The 16,422-nt window shown below is 56.9% G+C and carries 16 protein-coding genes and 1 pseudogene; 12 read left to right on the forward strand and 5 right to left on the reverse strand.

From position 1 onward, the window contains the following. Positions 1-128: 128 nt before the first annotated feature. The 6 genes from INT39_RS05775 to INT39_RS05800 all read left to right on the forward strand — a co-directional run bounded on the left by INT39_RS05775 (position 129) and on the right by INT39_RS05800 (position 10,569). Positions 129-551 (forward strand): DUF962 domain-containing protein, encoded by a 423-nt coding sequence (locus INT39_RS05775; RefSeq protein WP_193072731.1) that lies wholly within the window; start codon positions 129-131, stop codon positions 549-551. A gap of 129 nt (positions 552-680) precedes the next feature. After that, entirely contained in the window at positions 681-1,850 is a 1,170-nt protein-coding gene (locus INT39_RS05780) for an efflux RND transporter periplasmic adaptor subunit (RefSeq protein ID WP_193072734.1), read from the forward strand. A gap of 62 nt (positions 1,851-1,912) precedes the next feature. Further along, positions 1,913-5,038: an efflux RND transporter permease subunit gene (locus INT39_RS05785; protein ID WP_193072736.1), complete on the forward strand. Its 3,126-nt coding sequence runs from the start codon at positions 1,913-1,915 to the stop codon at positions 5,036-5,038. A 137-nt stretch (positions 5,039-5,175) separates the two neighbouring features. Next, a complete protein-coding gene (locus INT39_RS05790; protein ID WP_193072738.1) occupies positions 5,176-7,437 on the forward strand; it encodes a tetratricopeptide repeat protein in 2,262 nt (753 codons plus the stop codon). A 26-nt stretch (positions 7,438-7,463) separates the two neighbouring features. Continuing rightward, positions 7,464-9,671 carry a sulfatase-like hydrolase/transferase gene (locus INT39_RS05795; RefSeq protein ID WP_193072740.1) on the forward strand — a complete coding sequence of 736 codons (2,208 nt, stop codon included), beginning with the start codon at positions 7,464-7,466 and terminating at the stop codon, positions 9,669-9,671. Between the two features lie 193 nt (positions 9,672-9,864). Next, positions 9,865-10,569, forward strand: coding sequence for an SDR family oxidoreductase (locus INT39_RS05800; protein ID WP_193072742.1), 705 nt, complete (start codon positions 9,865-9,867; stop codon positions 10,567-10,569). A gap of 238 nt (positions 10,570-10,807) precedes the next feature. Here INT39_RS05800 and INT39_RS05805 read toward each other — a convergent pair whose 3' ends face one another. Both INT39_RS05805 and INT39_RS05810 read right to left on the reverse strand, forming a co-directional pair. Continuing rightward, the gene (locus tag INT39_RS05805; protein ID WP_193072743.1) at positions 10,808-11,092 is read right to left on the reverse strand and encodes a type II toxin-antitoxin system RelE family toxin; all 285 of its coding nucleotides are present in this window, start codon (positions 11,090-11,092) and stop codon (positions 10,808-10,810) included. Further along, entirely contained in the window at positions 11,082-11,333 is a 252-nt protein-coding gene (locus tag INT39_RS05810; protein WP_193072745.1) for a type II toxin-antitoxin system Phd/YefM family antitoxin, read from the reverse strand. The genes INT39_RS05805 and INT39_RS05810 overlap by 11 nt, the downstream gene beginning before the upstream one ends. A gap of 221 nt (positions 11,334-11,554) precedes the next feature. Between INT39_RS05810 and INT39_RS05815 the strand changes: the two genes are divergently transcribed. The 4 genes from INT39_RS05815 to INT39_RS05830 all read left to right on the forward strand — a co-directional run bounded on the left by INT39_RS05815 (position 11,555) and on the right by INT39_RS05830 (position 12,783). Beyond that, positions 11,555-11,737 carry a type II toxin-antitoxin system HicA family toxin gene (locus INT39_RS05815; RefSeq protein WP_193072747.1) on the forward strand — a complete coding sequence of 61 codons (183 nt, stop codon included), beginning with the start codon at positions 11,555-11,557 and terminating at the stop codon, positions 11,735-11,737. A 26-nt stretch (positions 11,738-11,763) separates the two neighbouring features. Then, entirely contained in the window at positions 11,764-12,168 is a 405-nt protein-coding gene (locus tag INT39_RS05820; protein WP_193072749.1) for a type II toxin-antitoxin system HicB family antitoxin, read from the forward strand. A 125-nt stretch (positions 12,169-12,293) separates the two neighbouring features. Further along, the gene (locus tag INT39_RS05825) at positions 12,294-12,515 is read left to right on the forward strand and encodes a TA system antitoxin ParD family protein (protein ID WP_193072751.1); all 222 of its coding nucleotides are present in this window, start codon (positions 12,294-12,296) and stop codon (positions 12,513-12,515) included. Continuing rightward, complete coding sequence (locus INT39_RS05830; protein ID WP_226944574.1) at positions 12,508-12,783, forward strand: type II toxin-antitoxin system RelE/ParE family toxin; 276 nt, start codon at positions 12,508-12,510, stop codon at positions 12,781-12,783. The genes INT39_RS05825 and INT39_RS05830 overlap by 8 nt, the downstream gene beginning before the upstream one ends. Positions 12,784-13,029: 246 nt before the next feature. Here the strand turns inward: INT39_RS05830 and INT39_RS05835 are convergent, their stop codons facing one another. Both INT39_RS05835 and INT39_RS22650 read right to left on the reverse strand, forming a co-directional pair. Continuing rightward, entirely contained in the window at positions 13,030-13,230 is a 201-nt protein-coding gene (locus INT39_RS05835) for a hypothetical protein (RefSeq protein WP_193072753.1), read from the reverse strand. A gap of 52 nt (positions 13,231-13,282) precedes the next feature. Further along, on the reverse strand, positions 13,283-13,414 hold the full coding sequence (locus INT39_RS22650) for a hypothetical protein (protein ID WP_264299078.1): 132 nt from the start codon (positions 13,412-13,414) through the stop codon (positions 13,283-13,285). A 180-nt stretch (positions 13,415-13,594) separates the two neighbouring features. Between INT39_RS22650 and INT39_RS05840 the strand changes: the two are divergent. Beyond that, positions 13,595-14,225: pseudogene (locus INT39_RS05840) on the forward strand (hypothetical protein). An 82-nt stretch (positions 14,226-14,307) separates the two neighbouring features. Further along, a complete protein-coding gene (locus tag INT39_RS05845; RefSeq protein WP_226944576.1) occupies positions 14,308-14,436 on the forward strand; it encodes a DUF1778 domain-containing protein in 129 nt (42 codons plus the stop codon). 269 nt (positions 14,437-14,705) lie between these two features. Here INT39_RS05845 and INT39_RS05850 read toward each other — a convergent pair whose 3' ends face one another. Then, a complete protein-coding gene (locus INT39_RS05850) occupies positions 14,706-16,400 on the reverse strand; it encodes a LeoA/HP0731 family dynamin-like GTPase (protein WP_193072755.1) in 1,695 nt (564 codons plus the stop codon). Between the last annotated feature and the right edge of the window lie 22 nt (positions 16,401-16,422).

Below are 16,422 nucleotides of genomic sequence, written 5' to 3' on the forward strand. Positions count from 1 at the left end.
GGGCTAAGCTTACCATCAGCAGGCAGGTATCGGTATGGCGGCGACTTTGCTCCAAGCGCTTTTCGGGCATAAGGAGTCGCCTTTCAAGAACTGCAAACTATAACAATAACTGGCGAGGGACGCTGCCGATGAAGACGGTCGATCAATGGTTCGATGAGTACGGTGAAAGCCACCGCAACCGGACCAATAAATTGTTGCACTGGATCTGTGTGCCGCTGATCACATTCAGTGTGCTCGGCATTCTGTGGGCGCTGCATCCGCTGGTCGCCGTTGGGCTGGCCGGCTTGGCGTTGATGTTCTATCTATTGTTGTCATGGCAACTGGCGGCGGTGATGCTGGTTCAGAGTGTGCTCATGCTGTGGATACTCAGTATGATGCCGCAGGTGTTCTGGCCCAGCGTGATCATTTTCGTGCTGGCCTGGATCGGCCAGTTCATCGGTCACCAGATAGAAGGCAAGAAGCCGTCCTTTTTCAAAGATGTGCAATTTCTGCTGATCGGGCCGGCGTGGCTGATGGGCTTCGTGTTCCGGCGGCTGGGCTGGCGGTACTGAGGCCGGCTTGGACGTACCGACACCGTTACTCCGATTCGCGCAGCATATAGATGAAACCGAAGAACAGATCGATCAACCAGCGGCGGCTGACTTTCCAGCCCGGCATCATCTGACCAAGGAAACGCACCAATGCCCACTCCACGGCATCTTTTCCGCAACACCATCCTCGCTCTGTTGGGCGCACTCGCACTGGCGCTGGCCGGCTGCCAGCAGGACCAGAGCGACTCCGCGCAGAACCAACCGCCACCTCAAGCCCCGGTTCAGGTTATCGAGCCGGCGGCGCACATGCTGACCGGCGACCTGCCGGGCCGCATCGAGCCGGCGCGCACTGCCGAGGTGCGTGCGCGGGTACCGGGGATTGTGCTGGAGCGGCTGTTCGAAGAAGGGGCTGATGTGAAGGCGGGCGATATCCTGTTCCGAATCGATCCGGCGCCACTGGAGGCCGCGGTGGCGCAGGCGCGCGGTGCGCTGGCTCGTGCCGAAGCGAGCATCTATCAGGCAGACAGCCTGGTGCGGCGTTACAAGCCGCTGGCCGAGGCGCGCGCGATCAGTCAGCAGGAATACGACAATGCCATCGCTGCGCAGAAAAGCGCCCAGGCCGAGAAGCTGTCGGCCCAGGCAGTGCTGGAAACGGCTCGGCTGAATCTGGAATATGCCACCGTGCGGGCGCCGATCGATGGACGTATCGGTCGGGCACTGGTCACTGAGGGAGCCCTGGTTGGCCAGGGTGAGGCCACACCCATGGCGCATATTCAGCAGCTGGACCCCATCTACGCCGACTTCAATCAATCGGTAGATGACCTGCTGCGCCTGCGCGCGGCGGCAGCTGAGGGGCGCATCGAAGTGCAGGAAGATGGCGCGGCCCGGGTGCGTATCACCCTGGGACAAGATGGTTTCAGTCAGGAAGGGCGGCTGCTGTTCTCCGATGTTTCGGTGGACCCCAGTACCGGTCAGGTAACCCTGCGAGCCGAGCTGCCCAACCCGGATGCGGTACTGCTGCCGGGCATGTATGTGCGGGTGGAGACCGAGCTGGGTATGGAGCCGTCTGCAGTATTTGTGCCCCAACGCGCGGTACGGCGGGGTACCGACAGCATTCCACGGGTCCTGGCTGTGGACGAGGAAAACAAGGTGCAGGAGCGTACGGTGACACTGGGCATCATGCGCGGCAGTGAGTGGCAAGTGGTGTCGGGCCTGGAGCAGGGCGAGCGGGTCATCGTCGATGGTGTGGCCAAGTTCCAGCCCGGTAGCATTGTCGAGCCGGTGACCGCCAACCAGCCCGCGGGCGAGGCGAGCGAGTGAGCGTACGCCGGGGCCTTGAGCTCCGGCCGCCATTCAACTGATTGCCAAACAGAGGAAAGAGCATGCCGCAGTTCTTCATCGATCGCCCCAACTTCGCCTTTGTGGTGGCGATTTTCATCTGCCTGGCCGGTCTGCTGGCGATTCCATCGTTGCCGGTGGCCCAGTATCCCAATGTGGCGCCGCCACAGATCATGATCTACGCGACCTATCCCGGCGCGTCGGCGACCATCCTCAATGAAACGGTGACCAGTCTCATCGAGGAAGAGCTCAACGGAGCCAAGGGCCTGCTCTACTACGAGTCCTCCAGCAGCTCCAACGGCATGGCCGAGATCAACGTCACCTTCGAGCCGGGTACCGATCCGGATCTGGCGCAGGTGGACGTGCAGAACCGCATCAAGCGCGCCGAGCCCCGCCTGCCGCAACCGGTGCTGCAGCAGGGCCTGCAGGTGGAACAGGCCAGCAGCAACTTCCTGATGATCTACGCGCTGAGCTACAAGGAGGGGGATAAAGACCCCGTCGGGCTGGCCGACTATGCCGCGCGCAACATCAACAACGAGATTCGCCGGATTCCCGGCGTCGGTCGGGTGCAGATGTTCGCTTCCGAACGGGCTCTGCGCGTCTGGGTCGATCCGTCGCGGCTGGTCGGCTACGACCTGTCGATCGAGGATGTGAATCGGGCCATCGCTGCGCAGAACGTGCAGGTGCCGGCGGGTAGCTTCGGTGAGCAACCGAGCACCAGTGAGCAGGAACTGACCGCAACCCTGATGGTGCAGGGCACCCTGGAAACCGCCGAAGAGTTCAGCGACATCGTGCTGCGCGCCAATCCGAACGGCTCCGTGGTGCGGCTGGGTGACGTCGCCCGGGTGGAAATGGGCCGTGAGGAATATCGCTTCAGCTCCCGTCTCAATGGCCAGCCGGCGGCTGCGGCGGCTGTACAGCTGACCTCCGATGCCAACGCCATCGCCACCGCTACCGCGGTCAAGCAGCGGCTTGAGGAGCTGTCGGCGTTGTTCCCCCAGGACATGGAGTACTCCACCCCCTACGACACCTCGATCTTCGTCGACGTGGCGATCAAGAAAGTGGTGATGACCCTGGCCGAAGCCGTGGTGCTGGTATTTCTGGTGATGTTCCTGTTCCTGCAGAACTTCCGCTACACCCTGATTCCGACCATTGTGGTGCCGATCTGTCTGCTGGGTACCTTTGCGGTGATGTCGGTGATCGGCTTCTCGGTCAACATGATGACCATGTTCGGCATGGTGCTGGCTATCGGGATTCTGGTGGACGATGCCATCGTGGTGGTGGAGAACGTCGAGCGGATCATGGCTGAAGAGGGGCTTTCGCCCAAGGAAGCCACGCGCAAGGCAATGAAGCAGATCACTGGTGCCATCGTCGGTATCACCATGGTCCTGTCAGCGGTATTCTTCCCGCTGGCGTTCATGGGGGGCTCGGTCGGGGTGATCTATCAACAGTTCTCCCTGTCGCTGGCGGTGTCTATCCTGTTCTCCGGCTTCCTGGCCCTGAGCCTGACGCCGGCATTGTGTGTCACCCTGCTCAAGCCGATCCCCAAGGGGCAGCATGCGGAAAAGAAAGGATTCTTCGGTTGGTTCAACCGCCGCTTCAATGGCCTGACTCGCGGCTATCAGCGCACCACCGGCGGGCTGGTCAGGCGCTCCGGTATCTTCATGCTGGTGTACCTGCTCATCGTCGCAGCACTGATCTTCTCCTTCCTGCGTCTTCCCGAAGCCTTTCTGCCGGCTGAGGATCAGGGTTATCTGATCGTCGATGTACAACTGCCGCCGGGCGCCACCACGCCCCGGACGGAGCAGACCGTCGCGGCGATGGAGGAGCACTTCCTGTCCCGCCCCAGCGTGGCCGGTATCGTCTCGGTGATGGGCTTCAGCTTCTCCGGCATGGGGCAGAACGCGGCGCTGGCATTCCCGACCCTGGTCGACTGGTCCGAACGGGGCGCGGAAGAATCCGTGCAGGCCGAAAGCCGGCGGGCCAACCAGAGCCTGGCCAGCGTTGCCGACGGCACCATCTTTGCCGTGCAGCCACCCTCCATTGAGGGACTGGGCACCTCCGGCGGCTTCGCCCTGCGTCTGCAGGACCGTGGCGGCCTGGGTCGTGAGGCGCTGCTGGCGGCGCGCAACGAGCTGCTGCAGAAAGCCAACAGTTCGCCGGTCATCGCCTATGCCATGGTGGAAGGACTGGAAGATGCGCCGCAGTTGCGCCTGCATATCGACCGGCAAAAAGCCGAGACCCTCGGTGTCAGCTTCAGTGCCATCAGCACCACCCTGTCCACCGCCTTCGGCTCGGCGCTGATCAACGAGTTCACCAACTTCGGGCGGATGCAGAAGGTGGTGGTCCAGGCCGATGTGAACAGCCGCATGACACCGGAAGACGTCAGCAAGCTGTACGTACCCAACCATCAGGGCGAACAGGTGCCGTTATCCGCCTTCGTCGAGATGGAATGGGAAAACGGCCCGGTGCAGTTCGTGCGGTATAACGGCTATCCCGCCTTCAAGGTCTCCGGCGATGCCGCGCCAGGCTACAGCAGCGGCGCCGCCATGGCGGAAATCGAGCGGATCGTCAGTGAGTTGCCGAGCGGGGTGGGTTACGAGTGGACTGGCCTGTCCTTCCAGGAGAAGGTCGCGGGGGCGCAGGCGCCGGTATTGCTGGGGCTGGCGCTGGCGGTGGTATTCCTGCTGCTGGTGGCGTTGTACGAGAGTTGGGCGATTCCGTTGTCGGTCATTCTGATCGTTCCCATTGGTGCGCTTGGTGCGGTGCTGGCGGTAACCCTGGTGGGCTTGCCTAATGACGTCTACTTCAAGGTCGGTCTGGTGACCATCATCGGCCTGGCAGCGAAAAACGCCATCCTGATCGTCGAATTCGCCAAGGATCTGTACGGCGAAGGGCGGACCTTGAAGGACGCGGCGGTCGAAGCGGCGCGGCTGCGCTTCCGCCCGATCATCATGACCTCCCTGGCCTTTATGCTCGGGGTGTTGCCGCTGGCGATCGCTACCGGTGCCGGTGCCGCCAGTCAGCGTGCCATCGGTACCGGCGTGATCGGCGGTATGGTCACGGCGACAGCGCTGGGCGTGTTGTTCGTGCCGGTCTTCTTCGTCTGGGTACTGTCGCGGCGGAAGCAGGAACGGCAGGCGGGTGCGGCGCAGATCAGTGATGGCTGAGTAAAAACTCTAATTCTACTTGGTAGCAGGAGGGTTATGGGCTAGACTCCGTTTCCAGAGAGACAAATTCCTTTTATTCAAAGCCTTCTCCAGCATTGGTCATCGATGCTGAAAATAACAAGAGCCATTGTTGAGCCATGATAAAAAGAAGTCTGTGGCTGCTGGTAACTATTATTGCGTCTGGCGCTGCGTGGCAATCGCTGGCAGGTGATGAGCCGCCGCCGTCTGCCGCATCCTCGTCCACCATGGACTGGGTGGATGAAACCAGCTGCCAGGGTTGCCATGCCGAGCAATATGCCGATTGGCTGGGCTCCCATCATCAACTGGCCATGCAACCGGCCACCGACAGCACAGTGCTGGGCAACTTCGACCAGCAATCCCTGACCACCGATACCGAAACCAGCCGCTTCTTTCACCGTGATGAAGGCTTCTGGATCAACACCCCCAACGCCGAAGGCAAACCCACCGACTATAAAGTCGCCTACACCTTTGGTGTCGAACCGCTGCAGCAATACTTCCTGCAACTGAACGATGGCCGCCTGCAATCCCACGGAGCCGCCTGGGATGTGCCCGAGCAGCGCTGGTTTCATCTGTACGATGGTGAGGGCGTGGATCATCACCATCGCTTGCACTGGAGCGGGGCGCAGCAGAATGCCGATTATATGTGCATCGAATGTCACACCACCGGTTTTCAGCGCGATTACGACCCGGTAGCCGATACCTACGCCAGCCGCTGGGAAGCCTTGGGTGTGGGTTGTCAGAGCTGTCATGGCCCGGCAGCAGGACACGTGCAATGGGCGGAAAAGGGAGCTGATAACGAGGTCGGTGACAGCAAAGGCTTTGAGCACAATCCGGTAGCCTCGGCCAGCGGCAATCAGCCAGAAAGCTGCGCCCGCTGCCACAGCCGCCGCATGCCGTTGGGCAATGGTCATACCCACGGTAATCAGCTACTGGATGATTACCTGCCAGTGCTGCTCACTGCCGATCTCTATGAAGTGGACGGCAAGATCAAGGATGAAGTCTTCGAATACGGCTCCTTCCAGCAAAGCCGCATGCACGCCGCCGGCGTGGTCTGCTCCGATTGTCACAATCCCCATAGCGCGCAACTGCGGGCACCGGCCAACGCGGTCTGCACCCAGTGCCATAACCCGAGCGGCAAGGCGACTAGACCGGGTATCGATGCCAGCGGCTTGCAGGCAAAGAATTACGACCACCCGTCCCACCATCACCACCCCGCAGGCTCGGCGGGCAGCCAGTGCGTCAGTTGCCACATGCCGGGCAAGCTGTACATGGTCAATGACCTGCGCCACGACCACAGCTTCACCTCACCCAACCCCATGCAGGCGCGCCAGCTGGAGCATTCCGACGCCTGCCTGGGTTGTCATCAGCAGACGGAAGACCAGGTCGTGAGTCTGTTTCAGCAGTGGTACCCCGATGCCCAGCCGCGTGACGGTGGTTATGCCCGGGATCTGCATGCGGCGCGGCAAGGCCTGCCGGGTGCGGCTGACGCGTTGGCAAGACAACTCGCGCGTACCGACCTGGCGGATATCCGCCGGGCGACATTGCTGAGCGAGTTGCCCAGTTATCCCTCCATCGCAGCCCAGAGGGCGGTGGTTGAGGCGTTGGACTCTTCCTCTGCGCAGGTTCGCCATACCGCCGCTGGGCTGCTGGGTGCATTGGTCGCGCCGCAGCAGCAGGTCCAGTTATTGACCCGCCTGTTGGAGGACTCGGTGCGAGCGGTCCGGCTGGAGGCGGCCTGGCAATTATTGCAATTAGCGGCTGACGCCAATGTACAGCCGCAGGTTCTGCGGCAATTGATCGCCGAGTATGAACAAAGCCAGAACAGCATGCTGGAGCGAGCCGAGTCTCAGCTCAACCTGGCCGGTATCTACCAGCTGACCGGGCGTGAGGCTGAGGTCGAACCGGCCCTGCGCAAGGCGTTGCAACAGGATCCGACATTCCACCCCGCACGGATCATGCTGGCGCAGCTGCGTGAACAGGCGGCGAGTGACCCCGAGGCAGCATTGAGCCTGCTGCGAGAAGGCATCGAACAATACCCCCAAGACCCCTCCCTGCAACATGCCCTGGGCCTGGCGCTGGTGCGCCAGCGTCAATATACCGAGGCACTGACCGCGCTACGCCAGGCCCACGAACTGGCGCCGGAGCAGCCCGATTACGCCTATGTACTGGCGGTAGCGCTGCACGGCAATGGGCAAGTACAAACTGCGCTTGAGCTATTGCGCAGCCAGCTGGAGGCGCACCCGACCGACCGCAGGACTCGACAGGCTTTGATTAGCTATCTGCGCTCCGCAGATGGCCAGGTGGAGGCAGACTCCCTGTTAGTGGAGCTGGCTGCACAAAACCCCGATGACCCGCTGCTACGACAGCTGGGCCACTGATAAAAAAAGCAAGAGAGGGCTATGCCATGCAGTTCAGACTCTTACGTCAAGGTGCGTTGCTGGTTGTTTCAATGTCGCTGGCATCCTGTTGGCTCGATAGCGGCAGCAGTTCTTCATCATCCAATGACCCACCGGCAGGCGACCAGCCGCCGAACATTCTGTTCGTCATCATGGACGACGTCGGTATCGATCAGATGGAATCCTTCGGTTACGGCGGCACCGATATAGCCGGGCCGCCCGCGGTACCCTCCATCGATGCCCTCGCCGATAGCGGTATCCGTTTTCGCAATACCTGGGCCATGCCCGAGTGCTCGCCGAGCCGGGCAACCTTCATGACCGGACTCTATCCGATGCGGACCAACGTTCTGCAGGCGATCGGGCCAGACGACCTGGCTAACTCCCACGTGTCGCCCTATGCGATGACCATTCCCAAAGTGCTGGCCACCGCCGGTTATGAGAACGGCATGTTTGGTAAGTTCCACCTCGGCGGGCCGGAGAATAGCCCAGCCGGTTTCGCTGCGCCCGCTTCCCTGGGCTGGGAGTATTTCTATGGGTGGGGTGGCTTGCCGGCATCGATTGATACCACTGCGGGTGGGGTTGGCGACATAGGCCAGTATTCCTGTGGCTTTGTGCCTGGCGTAGGTCATCCTGACGGGGTGCATGCCGGAGCCTGTTATATTCCTCAAGCGGACGGCACCGCCAGCTGTACCGAGATAGCTGGGGAACAGCATGGCGATCCGGCAGGCTTGCAGTGCCTGACTCAGGGCGGTGTATTGGTGCCTGGACAGGCTTGTGAGGAGACGCCTCCGAGCTACGTGGACTTCGACATAGAGAATGCTCACTATGTTTCCAAGCTACTCGTCAACTGGGATGGTGAGGTAGAGGATGTCAGTCTGGCTGACCCTCGTTCGCGCGGCTACCGAGCGACGATCGAGGTGGATTCCGCCATTGACTGGATCAATACCCGCAGTGATGACACGCCGTGGATGGCTACCGTCAGCTTCAGCTCGGCCCATACGCCATTACAACATCCGCCAAGGGATCTGGTGCCTTCCGGTGCGGCCAACACTCTTGTGCCCAACTGTACCGTTGATGCGCCGCTCAATCAGAGAAGCATTACCGATGCGCTGATCGAGTCCCTGGACACCGAGCTGGGACGGCTGCTGGTGGAAACCGGCGTCGCCAGCCGGGCTGACGATGGCGGTCTGAGCTACGATCCGCAAGCCAGCAATACTGTAGTGGTCGTGATCGGTGATAACGGCTCCTTTGCCCCCACGGTCAAGGCTGGCTTTGATCTAAGCCGTTCCAAGGGGTCGGCCTATCAGACCGGCGTCTGGGTACCGCTGGTGGTGTCGGGCCCGCTGGTCGAGCAACCCGACCGCAATGTCGAGCATATGATCAATGCGGTTGACCTCTACCAGTTCTTCGCCGATGTCGCCGGTATTGATCTGGACGAGGTGGTGCCGCGCGGTACTGACGCCGAGGAAATGCTGTCCTATCTGACCAACCCCGAGCGCGACAGTGTTCGTGACGTCAACTTCACCCACGGCGCGCTGAATATCCTGGCCAACGACGGCGTGAATGGACCTTGCGTGTTCGCTGGCACCGATGGCTACTTCTGCTCCCATACGCCCATGTCCGCCAAGATCTGCGCAGACAACAACGGTGTTTGGTGGGGGCCAGGGGCTGTGCTCGGTACCGAAGAGGGAGACCCTATCAAGGCGGTAGATCATTGCTGGCAAGTCAATCAGGCTATCTATGAAGATGACCCCGGTGCCTATGCCCAGAACAAGGTCACCATGGGCGCCCTGGACTACATGGCCATACGTGACGATGACTACAAACTGGTGCGTAACGAAGCACTGCATTACGACCCGGCAACCGACAGCGGCATCCTGATCAAGACTGAAGAGTTCTACCGTGTCGATCAGGCCGTACCCGAACCTGACCTGGATCGTGAGGGAGACGAATTGCCATTGGATGGGCTCAGTGCCGTTGAACAGGAGCATTTCGACGAGCTGGAGTCTCAACTTGGCTTGCTGTTGAGCTCGCACCAGGTCTGCCCCGGTGACGGCAATGATGATGGTGTTGTCGATCAGGAAGATATCGACAATTACACCCAGCTCAGTGCGGAATGGGGAGAGTCCAGCCACTATGACTTCAACCATGACGGCCTGACTGATGGGCAGGACCTGGCGATTATTCAGGCCAACCTGGGCGCCTGTCCGCAGTAGCAATGCAGTAATGCAGCGTCCCGGCATGGAATGGCCGGGACGCTGGCTGGTTTCCGCATTTCCCGAAAAAGGGGCAGTTCAATCCGACCCCATCGATCCACGCTCGACGACAGCCGCACTCTCCAACCCTCGCCATTTCGGACCTGCTCAGGCATCCTCTGAGCTATCCATCACCCCTTCTGGAGATCCGTAAATGGCCAACATCGTTATTACCGGTGCCAACCGCGGCATCGGCTTCGCTCTGGTAAAAAGCTACATAGCCGCCGGAGAACGCGTCTACGCATTCTGCCGCTCCCCTGAACAGGCCACCGAACTCGCAGAGCTCGCTGCTAATTCCGCAGGCAACCTCACCCTGCACAGCATCGACATGGCCGACGGCAAATCCATAGCCGAAGCAGCCAGCATTCTGGGCGACACCCCGGTTGACGTACTGCTGAACGTTGCTGGCATTGTCGGCGGCAAGACCAAAAGCCTGCTGGACAGCCCTTTTACCGAAGAAGATTTCGCAGCGTGGCGCACCGCCTTCGAAGTCCTGACCATAGGCCCCTTCCGCCTGGCTCAAGCTTTATTGCCCAACCTGATCGCAGCCAAGGGCAAGGTCATGACCGTCAGCAGTCAGATTGCCTCGTCAGCCTGGCCCTATGGCGGCATGTACGCCTACGGCGCAACCAAGGCCGGGAGCAACCGAGTGATGCTGAGCCTGGCGATCGACCTGAAGGAAAAGGGCGTCAGCGTCGCCTCCATCCACCCAGGCTACGTCCAGACCGACATGGGCGGCCCCAATGCCGAAATCACCCCACAAGAAAGCGCCGCCGGTATCAAGTCGGTGATTGACAGTATGACACTCGAAAATAGTGGCAGCTTCTTCAAATGGAACGGGGAACTGCATGCCTGGTGAGGGTTGCGCTGAACTGGCCCCTGCTTGCACTCAGAGCAGGACCAGACCCAACAACACCAGTCCGGCTAGGTAGAATGCCAACTGCAAGCCGACAAGACTGATAGCACAGACCTTCCAGAAGTGGGGCGAGGCTCATACACCAGTCGTATCTCTACGCGCTGCACAAAGTACATACGCCATCCGGTACCGAAATGCTCACGCATTTCACTGACACCTTTTTCCCGACCCTTTTTCGATCTCAGGTTCGCTTTCGGAGAGATGAGTAAACCTTGCCCTTTTCTCGTTTGCCAACGGCAAGCACATAAACAAACAGCTCGTCATCCACGACCTCGTACGCTAGCCGGTATCCTGCAGAGCGAAGTTTAATTTTGTACACCGAGTCGTAACCGCTTAACTTATCCGCAGGCACTCTGGGATTTTCCAATCGTTCTGCCAGCTTTTTTTTGAATTGGCTCCTGATTGGAGCGCCAAGCTTTTCCCATTCCTTCAGGGCGGCAGGAAGAAACCGCAGCTTATAAGTCATCCAACGACACCGTTACTGCTCGATCTTTGTCACCACGACGTTCCTCGACAAGCTGTGCAAGCTCATAGTCATCGATCATGTCCATCAGGGCTTCATAGGTCTCTGCTGGAATCAGGTAAGCCGCTGGCTTGTTATGATTCAGCACGGCTATAGGTGAACCCTTAGCCTGAGAAAGCAAGGCAGAGGGGTTTTTCTTTAACTCTGAAATACTTACAGAAAAATCTGCTAACACCTGGTGCATAACGACCTCTATTTAGAGCTGTATTTGGGTCATAGATTAGCTCATATACAGGGAGGGCGCTACGCGTATGTAGGCATAACATCTAAGCATTTGAACGGTGTGCGCAGTATGCCGATCAAAAGTCTGTTGGACTAAGGGGGAAATGTACCTGACCCCTTTCCCGTTCTTTCTGCTTGTGTGTATGGTGTGTATAGTTGACTCAAGCAAGCAAGGAGACGCTGATGCGCAGTAGACAGGTGATTAGTCTGCTGATTGAACATGGATGGTATGAGGTAGCCGTGAAGGGCAGCCATCATCAGTTTAAACACCCAGAGCGACCGGGGAGGGTGACGGTTCCCCACCCAAAGTCAGACCTGCCAAAGGGTACGGTCAATAGTATTTTGAAGCAGGCTGGTATCAAGTGATGCTGGTGATGCAGGAGGGGTTTGCAATGAAATATCCTGTAGTGCTACACAAAGACGCTGATAGCGAGTACGGCGTGACCGTGCCTGATGTGCCCGGCTGCTTTTCTGCAGGCGAGACCATGGCCGAAGCGCTGGATAATGTGCGTGAAGCGTTGGCACTGCATTTCGAAGGCTTGGTGGCAGATGGTGATCCATTGCCGCAGGCGAGCGAAGTGGATGTACATGTGGTTAACCCGGAGTACGCTGGTGGCGTCTGGGCGCTGGTGGACTTTGATGTTACCCCTTACCTGGGCAAAGCGGTGCGCTTCAATGCAACCTTGCCGGAACATCTGTTGGCACGGATTGATGAATATGTGAAAAACCATCCGGAACATAGAAGCCGCTCGGGCTTTCTCGCAGATGCGTCACTTCGGGTATTACAGTCGGTTTAGCGCTGAACGGACGGAAAAGGGGTCAGGTTGAACTGGCCCCTTTTTCCCTCTCGTTTGTATTTGTTCTCCGGTTGTAGCAATCTGCATCAATTGGTGCGGAGTGCATCTTTTCTGAGGAAGTGGTTATGAGCACAACCAGCGTACGCCTTGATGATGAGCTTATCGAAAAAGCGACGATCATTGGCCGGGCATTAAGCCGAAGCACCCCCAAACAGATAGAGCACTGGGCTAAAATTGGCGAGATGATGGAAGACAATCCCGATCTGCCCTATGAATTGGTGCGGCAAGCTATTATCGCCAAGGCCGAGCGGGAAGCAGGCAAGTTGGAGAGCTATTCGTTTGGCTGAAATAACGGAGGTCATCCAAACGCGGATATTTGGTAAAGCTGTCAAACGTCTTCATGCTAACCAGAAACGGGATCTGGATGCCGCCATTCGCGAACTGCTATCCGATCCCAATCTAGGCGAGCAGAAGAAAGGCGATCTTGCCTTTTTGCGTGTTTATAAATTCAAGATGGTCAAACAATTGACTTTACTTGGCTATAGCTATGAAGAGGGCGCAGTGGTTCTGTATCTTCTTGCTCTTGGCTCGCTGAAAACTTCTACCGCGATGTAAAGAGAGATAGCTAGCTGCAGTCAGTGCGGAAAATGTACCTGACCCCTTTTTCTCTTTTTCCGTGACCCTTTTTTCCCTCGGTCATCTTGTAGGGCAGCAGCAGCTTGCTCAGTACGGCTTCTTTACGCTTCGAGGAATAACGAGCCACGATGGTTTCCTTGCCGCCTATCTGGTTGAAGTCAGAGAGTGACAACTGTCCTGCCAGAGGGGGAGAACCAGCCAGCAATGACCTGGTAGAGCCCACCATCACCTATTCAGCTTGCGCGCCAGCCGCGCCAACCAGACAGAGCTGCGACTGCACATCGACACCACCAACGGCTTATGACCACACCACTTGCACTCCAGCTTGAACTCATTCAGGAATATCGCGTCGCTCTTCGGCGCAAAAACATCACTTCTGCCGCAAGCCGTACAGGTCAGCTTCATTGGCGCAGGAGGAATAGGCATGCTGCCTCCTTTATTAGTATCAGGTAACTGAACTCATTGACCAGCAGACTCATCAGGCCTCGCGCTCCGCTCTTGTCTCGCGGCGCTGCTGCTCACGCTTGAGTACGCTGTACTCCTGATACCAGACAAAAACCTTCTTACCGACCACATAAACACCAACAACCGCCAGGATATTTTTCAGCATGCTGCTACTCCTTGATGCCAATACAATGAGGGGTTATAGAGCGCCAGCAAACCGCTTTACCCAGAGCCCTGAAAGCATTTTGCATGCCCCATACGACCATCCGTGTCGCATGGCTTTTTATTGCTGAAGATTGCCAACAGGCCTGATAGCGTAGCCCACAGCCACTATCAGGAAAGAACCGTGCAATACAACAAACTCAAGCAACGCCACCGCCAAGAACGTAACAACCAACATGTGAATTTACGCCTACATCGTTCCCTGAGCTGGCTGGACCGTGCCGAACAAGCTGAAGATGATGACGGTCGTTTTATCTTCCTGTGGATCGCCTTCAACGCTGCCTATGCCGGCGACATTGATGAGCGTTACCGCCTATCCGAACAGGAAACCTTCAATAACTTCCTGCAGAAACTGGCCGAGCTGGATGAGAGAAAACGCATTGACGCGCTGATCTGGCAGGAGTTTTCCGGCAGTATTCGCGTATTACTGGACAACCCGTACGTATTTCAGAGTTTCTGGGATCACCAGAGCGGCAAGATCAGCGAAGGAACCTGGAGAAAACGCTTCACCGGCGGCAAAACAGCAGCGCAGCAGGCCCTTGCCAGCAGTAACACTCCGGCGTCGCTCGGGGTGCTGTTCAATCGTCTCTACACCCTGCGCAACCAACTGATCCACGGCAGCGCCACTTGGGAAACCGCGAGGAGATGCGCGACTGCACCAAGCTGCTGGGCAAGTTGGTGCCATTGATTCTGGAACTGATGATGGATAGCCCGAATACGCTTTGGGCGATGCCTGTTATCCGGTGGTGGAGTGATTACTTTGCCACCTCTATCGACTAGAAGATGTACGTCACCTGTACTAGCATGACATCTCTCGTACAAACACCAGAGGCCGTCATGTCCACTACTTCTAACCCTCTGCGGTCCGCCCGGCTCGGTCTGCGTGCCACGCCCGAACAGGAAGCGTTACTGCGCCGCGCCGCCGAAGTAACACACAAGTCTCTGACGGATTTCATTCTTGACTGACCACTCGGGTAAGCCACTGACCCACAACGTGGGTAGCCTCGTGGCGTCGACGTTGCAACTCATCCCGAATAGTCAGCAGCGTCGTACGCATTTGCTTCTTGGCCGCCAGTCGCAGTATTTGAAAACCACCGCTCCTGTTGGTACTACAAAAGTGCGTAAATGTAATGGCCCAGTGAAACCCAGGGCAGGATTATGAAATGCATACCCAAAAATGGGTTTGCATTTTTCTACTGTAGCCCATTCATGAGTCATCATGATTGGGCTACTTTCTACAGAACGCTATATTCTGCTTCAATAACTCGACCTTCTTGTCTCCACTGATCGAACGCCTGCTTTCGACTGGATGTTTGCTCCTTGGCAGCCAGGATCTGCTCAAATTTCACGCATAACTCCCCATAGGATGGGAAGTGCTGCGCAACAAAGCCATCACCACTCAAATACTCCAGTAAACCTTTTCTCTGGTCCTCAAGTGTCGAGATAGTTTTTATTTTCATCTCCTGAAATCTTTTTTCCTCTTCAGCTTTTTTGTAACTGTCCCACATCTCCAGCAGTATACCTGCGGCTGCCAATGCAACATTAGCTTTAGCCGCCGCGTTCACCGCTCCCCAAGGCTTAAACTTCAGGTATTTTGCAAGGTCAAGCCCGACCATTTTACCAGTGGCAACCAAGCCATCCCGGGCTGCAAGAACCTGAGTATTATTAATTTTTGTTTTGGATATCATACCCAGACCTTTATTAAACAAATCTGAGCCAACTGAAGATTCAAAACGGATCATTTCATTATCAAAGTCACAGTTGATACGCTGCAGCGAACTTGACACGGACTGGCTTTGACGAAAAAATTCCTGTTCTATTTTGGAGCTGAGAATATCACCGTCTTCGCCAATTTCATTTTCATAAACATCAGAGAATGTGGTCAAATCTGAGCCTTTTACCTGTCGCAAAACCAAAGAAAAATGTTCCCTTACAAACTCAATAAGCCCAACACGCACATTGGCAATCCGCGTTTCCAGCGGAGCGATATCATCATTCAAGTACTCTGTTGTATCCGCCAGTTTTATCAGCTCATTATCAAGGGTTTCCTGAGCTTCCCGCACAACAGGAATCTGCTTTATCAGGACATCCTGGATCATGCTCTTTTGAGCCTGTAATACAATCGGGTTCAAACCACCATTTTTGTCAATCGTTTCACGGGTCGCCTGTTGCAAAGTACCGATCCGGGAAACAGCCTTGAACTCTTCCAGGTTTTTGAGCCAGTAGTCTGTGCCTTCACCAAACGGATTTGCCGCAACGCCAACGATATTGATTTGTGCCGCTTCATCGTCCGTCAAAGAAATCATGTCCCGCAAGCGCCCTATCACGTTTTCCTGCTTTATCTTGAGGGCTTCGCGATAACTCCAATCATCCTCGACATCTGCAACCTCATCAAAGCGGCTCAAAACAAAAACGGTTCGCGGTAGCAGGTCGAGCTCGCGGAAAAGCCACTTCAAGTCATCTGCATGACTATCCTTAATAGGGTTAGTAGAGTTCATCACATACAGCACCAGGTGTGCCTCACTGACGTATCTCCTGGTGCTCTCCTTATACTTCTCTATTTCTCCAGTGCTGGTTTCTTGCTCTTTAAATCCAAAAAGACCAGGGGTATCGATCAACTCGATATCGTCCCCCAGCTGATAGACAACAACTTCATTGGACGATTCCTGCTGGCTGATATTCATACTTCCATCAAGTCGTTCCAACCAAGCAGACGCGATAGAGGTTTTTCCTTCTGAAAACCCGCCAATCAATGCCACCTTAAGAACACTGCTATTGCTTGCTTTCAGGGCAGTATCCAGCTTGTGCATCAACCCGCTATCCGGTTTTAAACCAAACTCGCGTCCCTTCTCAATAAACTCTACCAATTTTTGCAAAAGCTGCTCGGCTTCTTGCTGCTTGACCTTAAATACGCTTATTGTATCTGACATGATAAACCAATTATTCTCTTAA

It is taken from the genome of Pseudomonas sp. FME51 (genome assembly GCF_014897305.1).

Excerpts from the sequence above, each read along its gene's own strand:
- INT39_RS05815 (WP_193072747.1), top strand. The coding sequence starts at position 11,555 with ATGCGCAGTAGACAGGTGATTAGTCTGCTGATTGAACATGGATGGTAT.
- INT39_RS05850 (WP_193072755.1), bottom strand. The coding sequence starts at position 16,400 with ATGTCAGATACAATAAGCGTATTTAAGGTCAAGCAGCAAGAAGCCGAG.
- INT39_RS22650 (WP_264299078.1), bottom strand. The coding sequence starts at position 13,414 with ATGCTGAAAAATATCCTGGCGGTTGTTGGTGTTTATGTGGTCGGTAAG.
- INT39_RS05825 (WP_193072751.1), top strand. The coding sequence starts at position 12,294 with ATGAGCACAACCAGCGTACGCCTTGATGATGAGCTTATCGAAAAAGCG.
- INT39_RS05790 (WP_193072738.1), top strand. The coding sequence starts at position 5,176 with ATGATAAAAAGAAGTCTGTGGCTGCTGGTAACTATTATTGCGTCTGGC.
- INT39_RS05805 (WP_193072743.1), bottom strand. The coding sequence starts at position 11,092 with ATGACTTATAAGCTGCGGTTTCTTCCTGCCGCCCTGAAGGAATGGGAA.
- INT39_RS05810 (WP_193072745.1), bottom strand. The coding sequence starts at position 11,333 with ATGCACCAGGTGTTAGCAGATTTTTCTGTAAGTATTTCAGAGTTAAAG.
- INT39_RS05775 (WP_193072731.1), top strand. The coding sequence starts at position 129 with ATGAAGACGGTCGATCAATGGTTCGATGAGTACGGTGAAAGCCACCGC.
- INT39_RS05845 (WP_226944576.1), top strand. The coding sequence starts at position 14,308 with ATGTCCACTACTTCTAACCCTCTGCGGTCCGCCCGGCTCGGTCTGCGT.
- INT39_RS05800 (WP_193072742.1), top strand. The coding sequence starts at position 9,865 with ATGGCCAACATCGTTATTACCGGTGCCAACCGCGGCATCGGCTTCGCT.
- INT39_RS05780 (WP_193072734.1), top strand. The coding sequence starts at position 681 with ATGCCCACTCCACGGCATCTTTTCCGCAACACCATCCTCGCTCTGTTG.
- INT39_RS05820 (WP_193072749.1), top strand. The coding sequence starts at position 11,764 with ATGAAATATCCTGTAGTGCTACACAAAGACGCTGATAGCGAGTACGGC.
- INT39_RS05795 (WP_193072740.1), top strand. The coding sequence starts at position 7,464 with ATGCAGTTCAGACTCTTACGTCAAGGTGCGTTGCTGGTTGTTTCAATG.
- INT39_RS05785 (WP_193072736.1), top strand. The coding sequence starts at position 1,913 with ATGCCGCAGTTCTTCATCGATCGCCCCAACTTCGCCTTTGTGGTGGCG.
- INT39_RS05835 (WP_193072753.1), bottom strand. The coding sequence starts at position 13,230 with ATGCCTATTCCTCCTGCGCCAATGAAGCTGACCTGTACGGCTTGCGGC.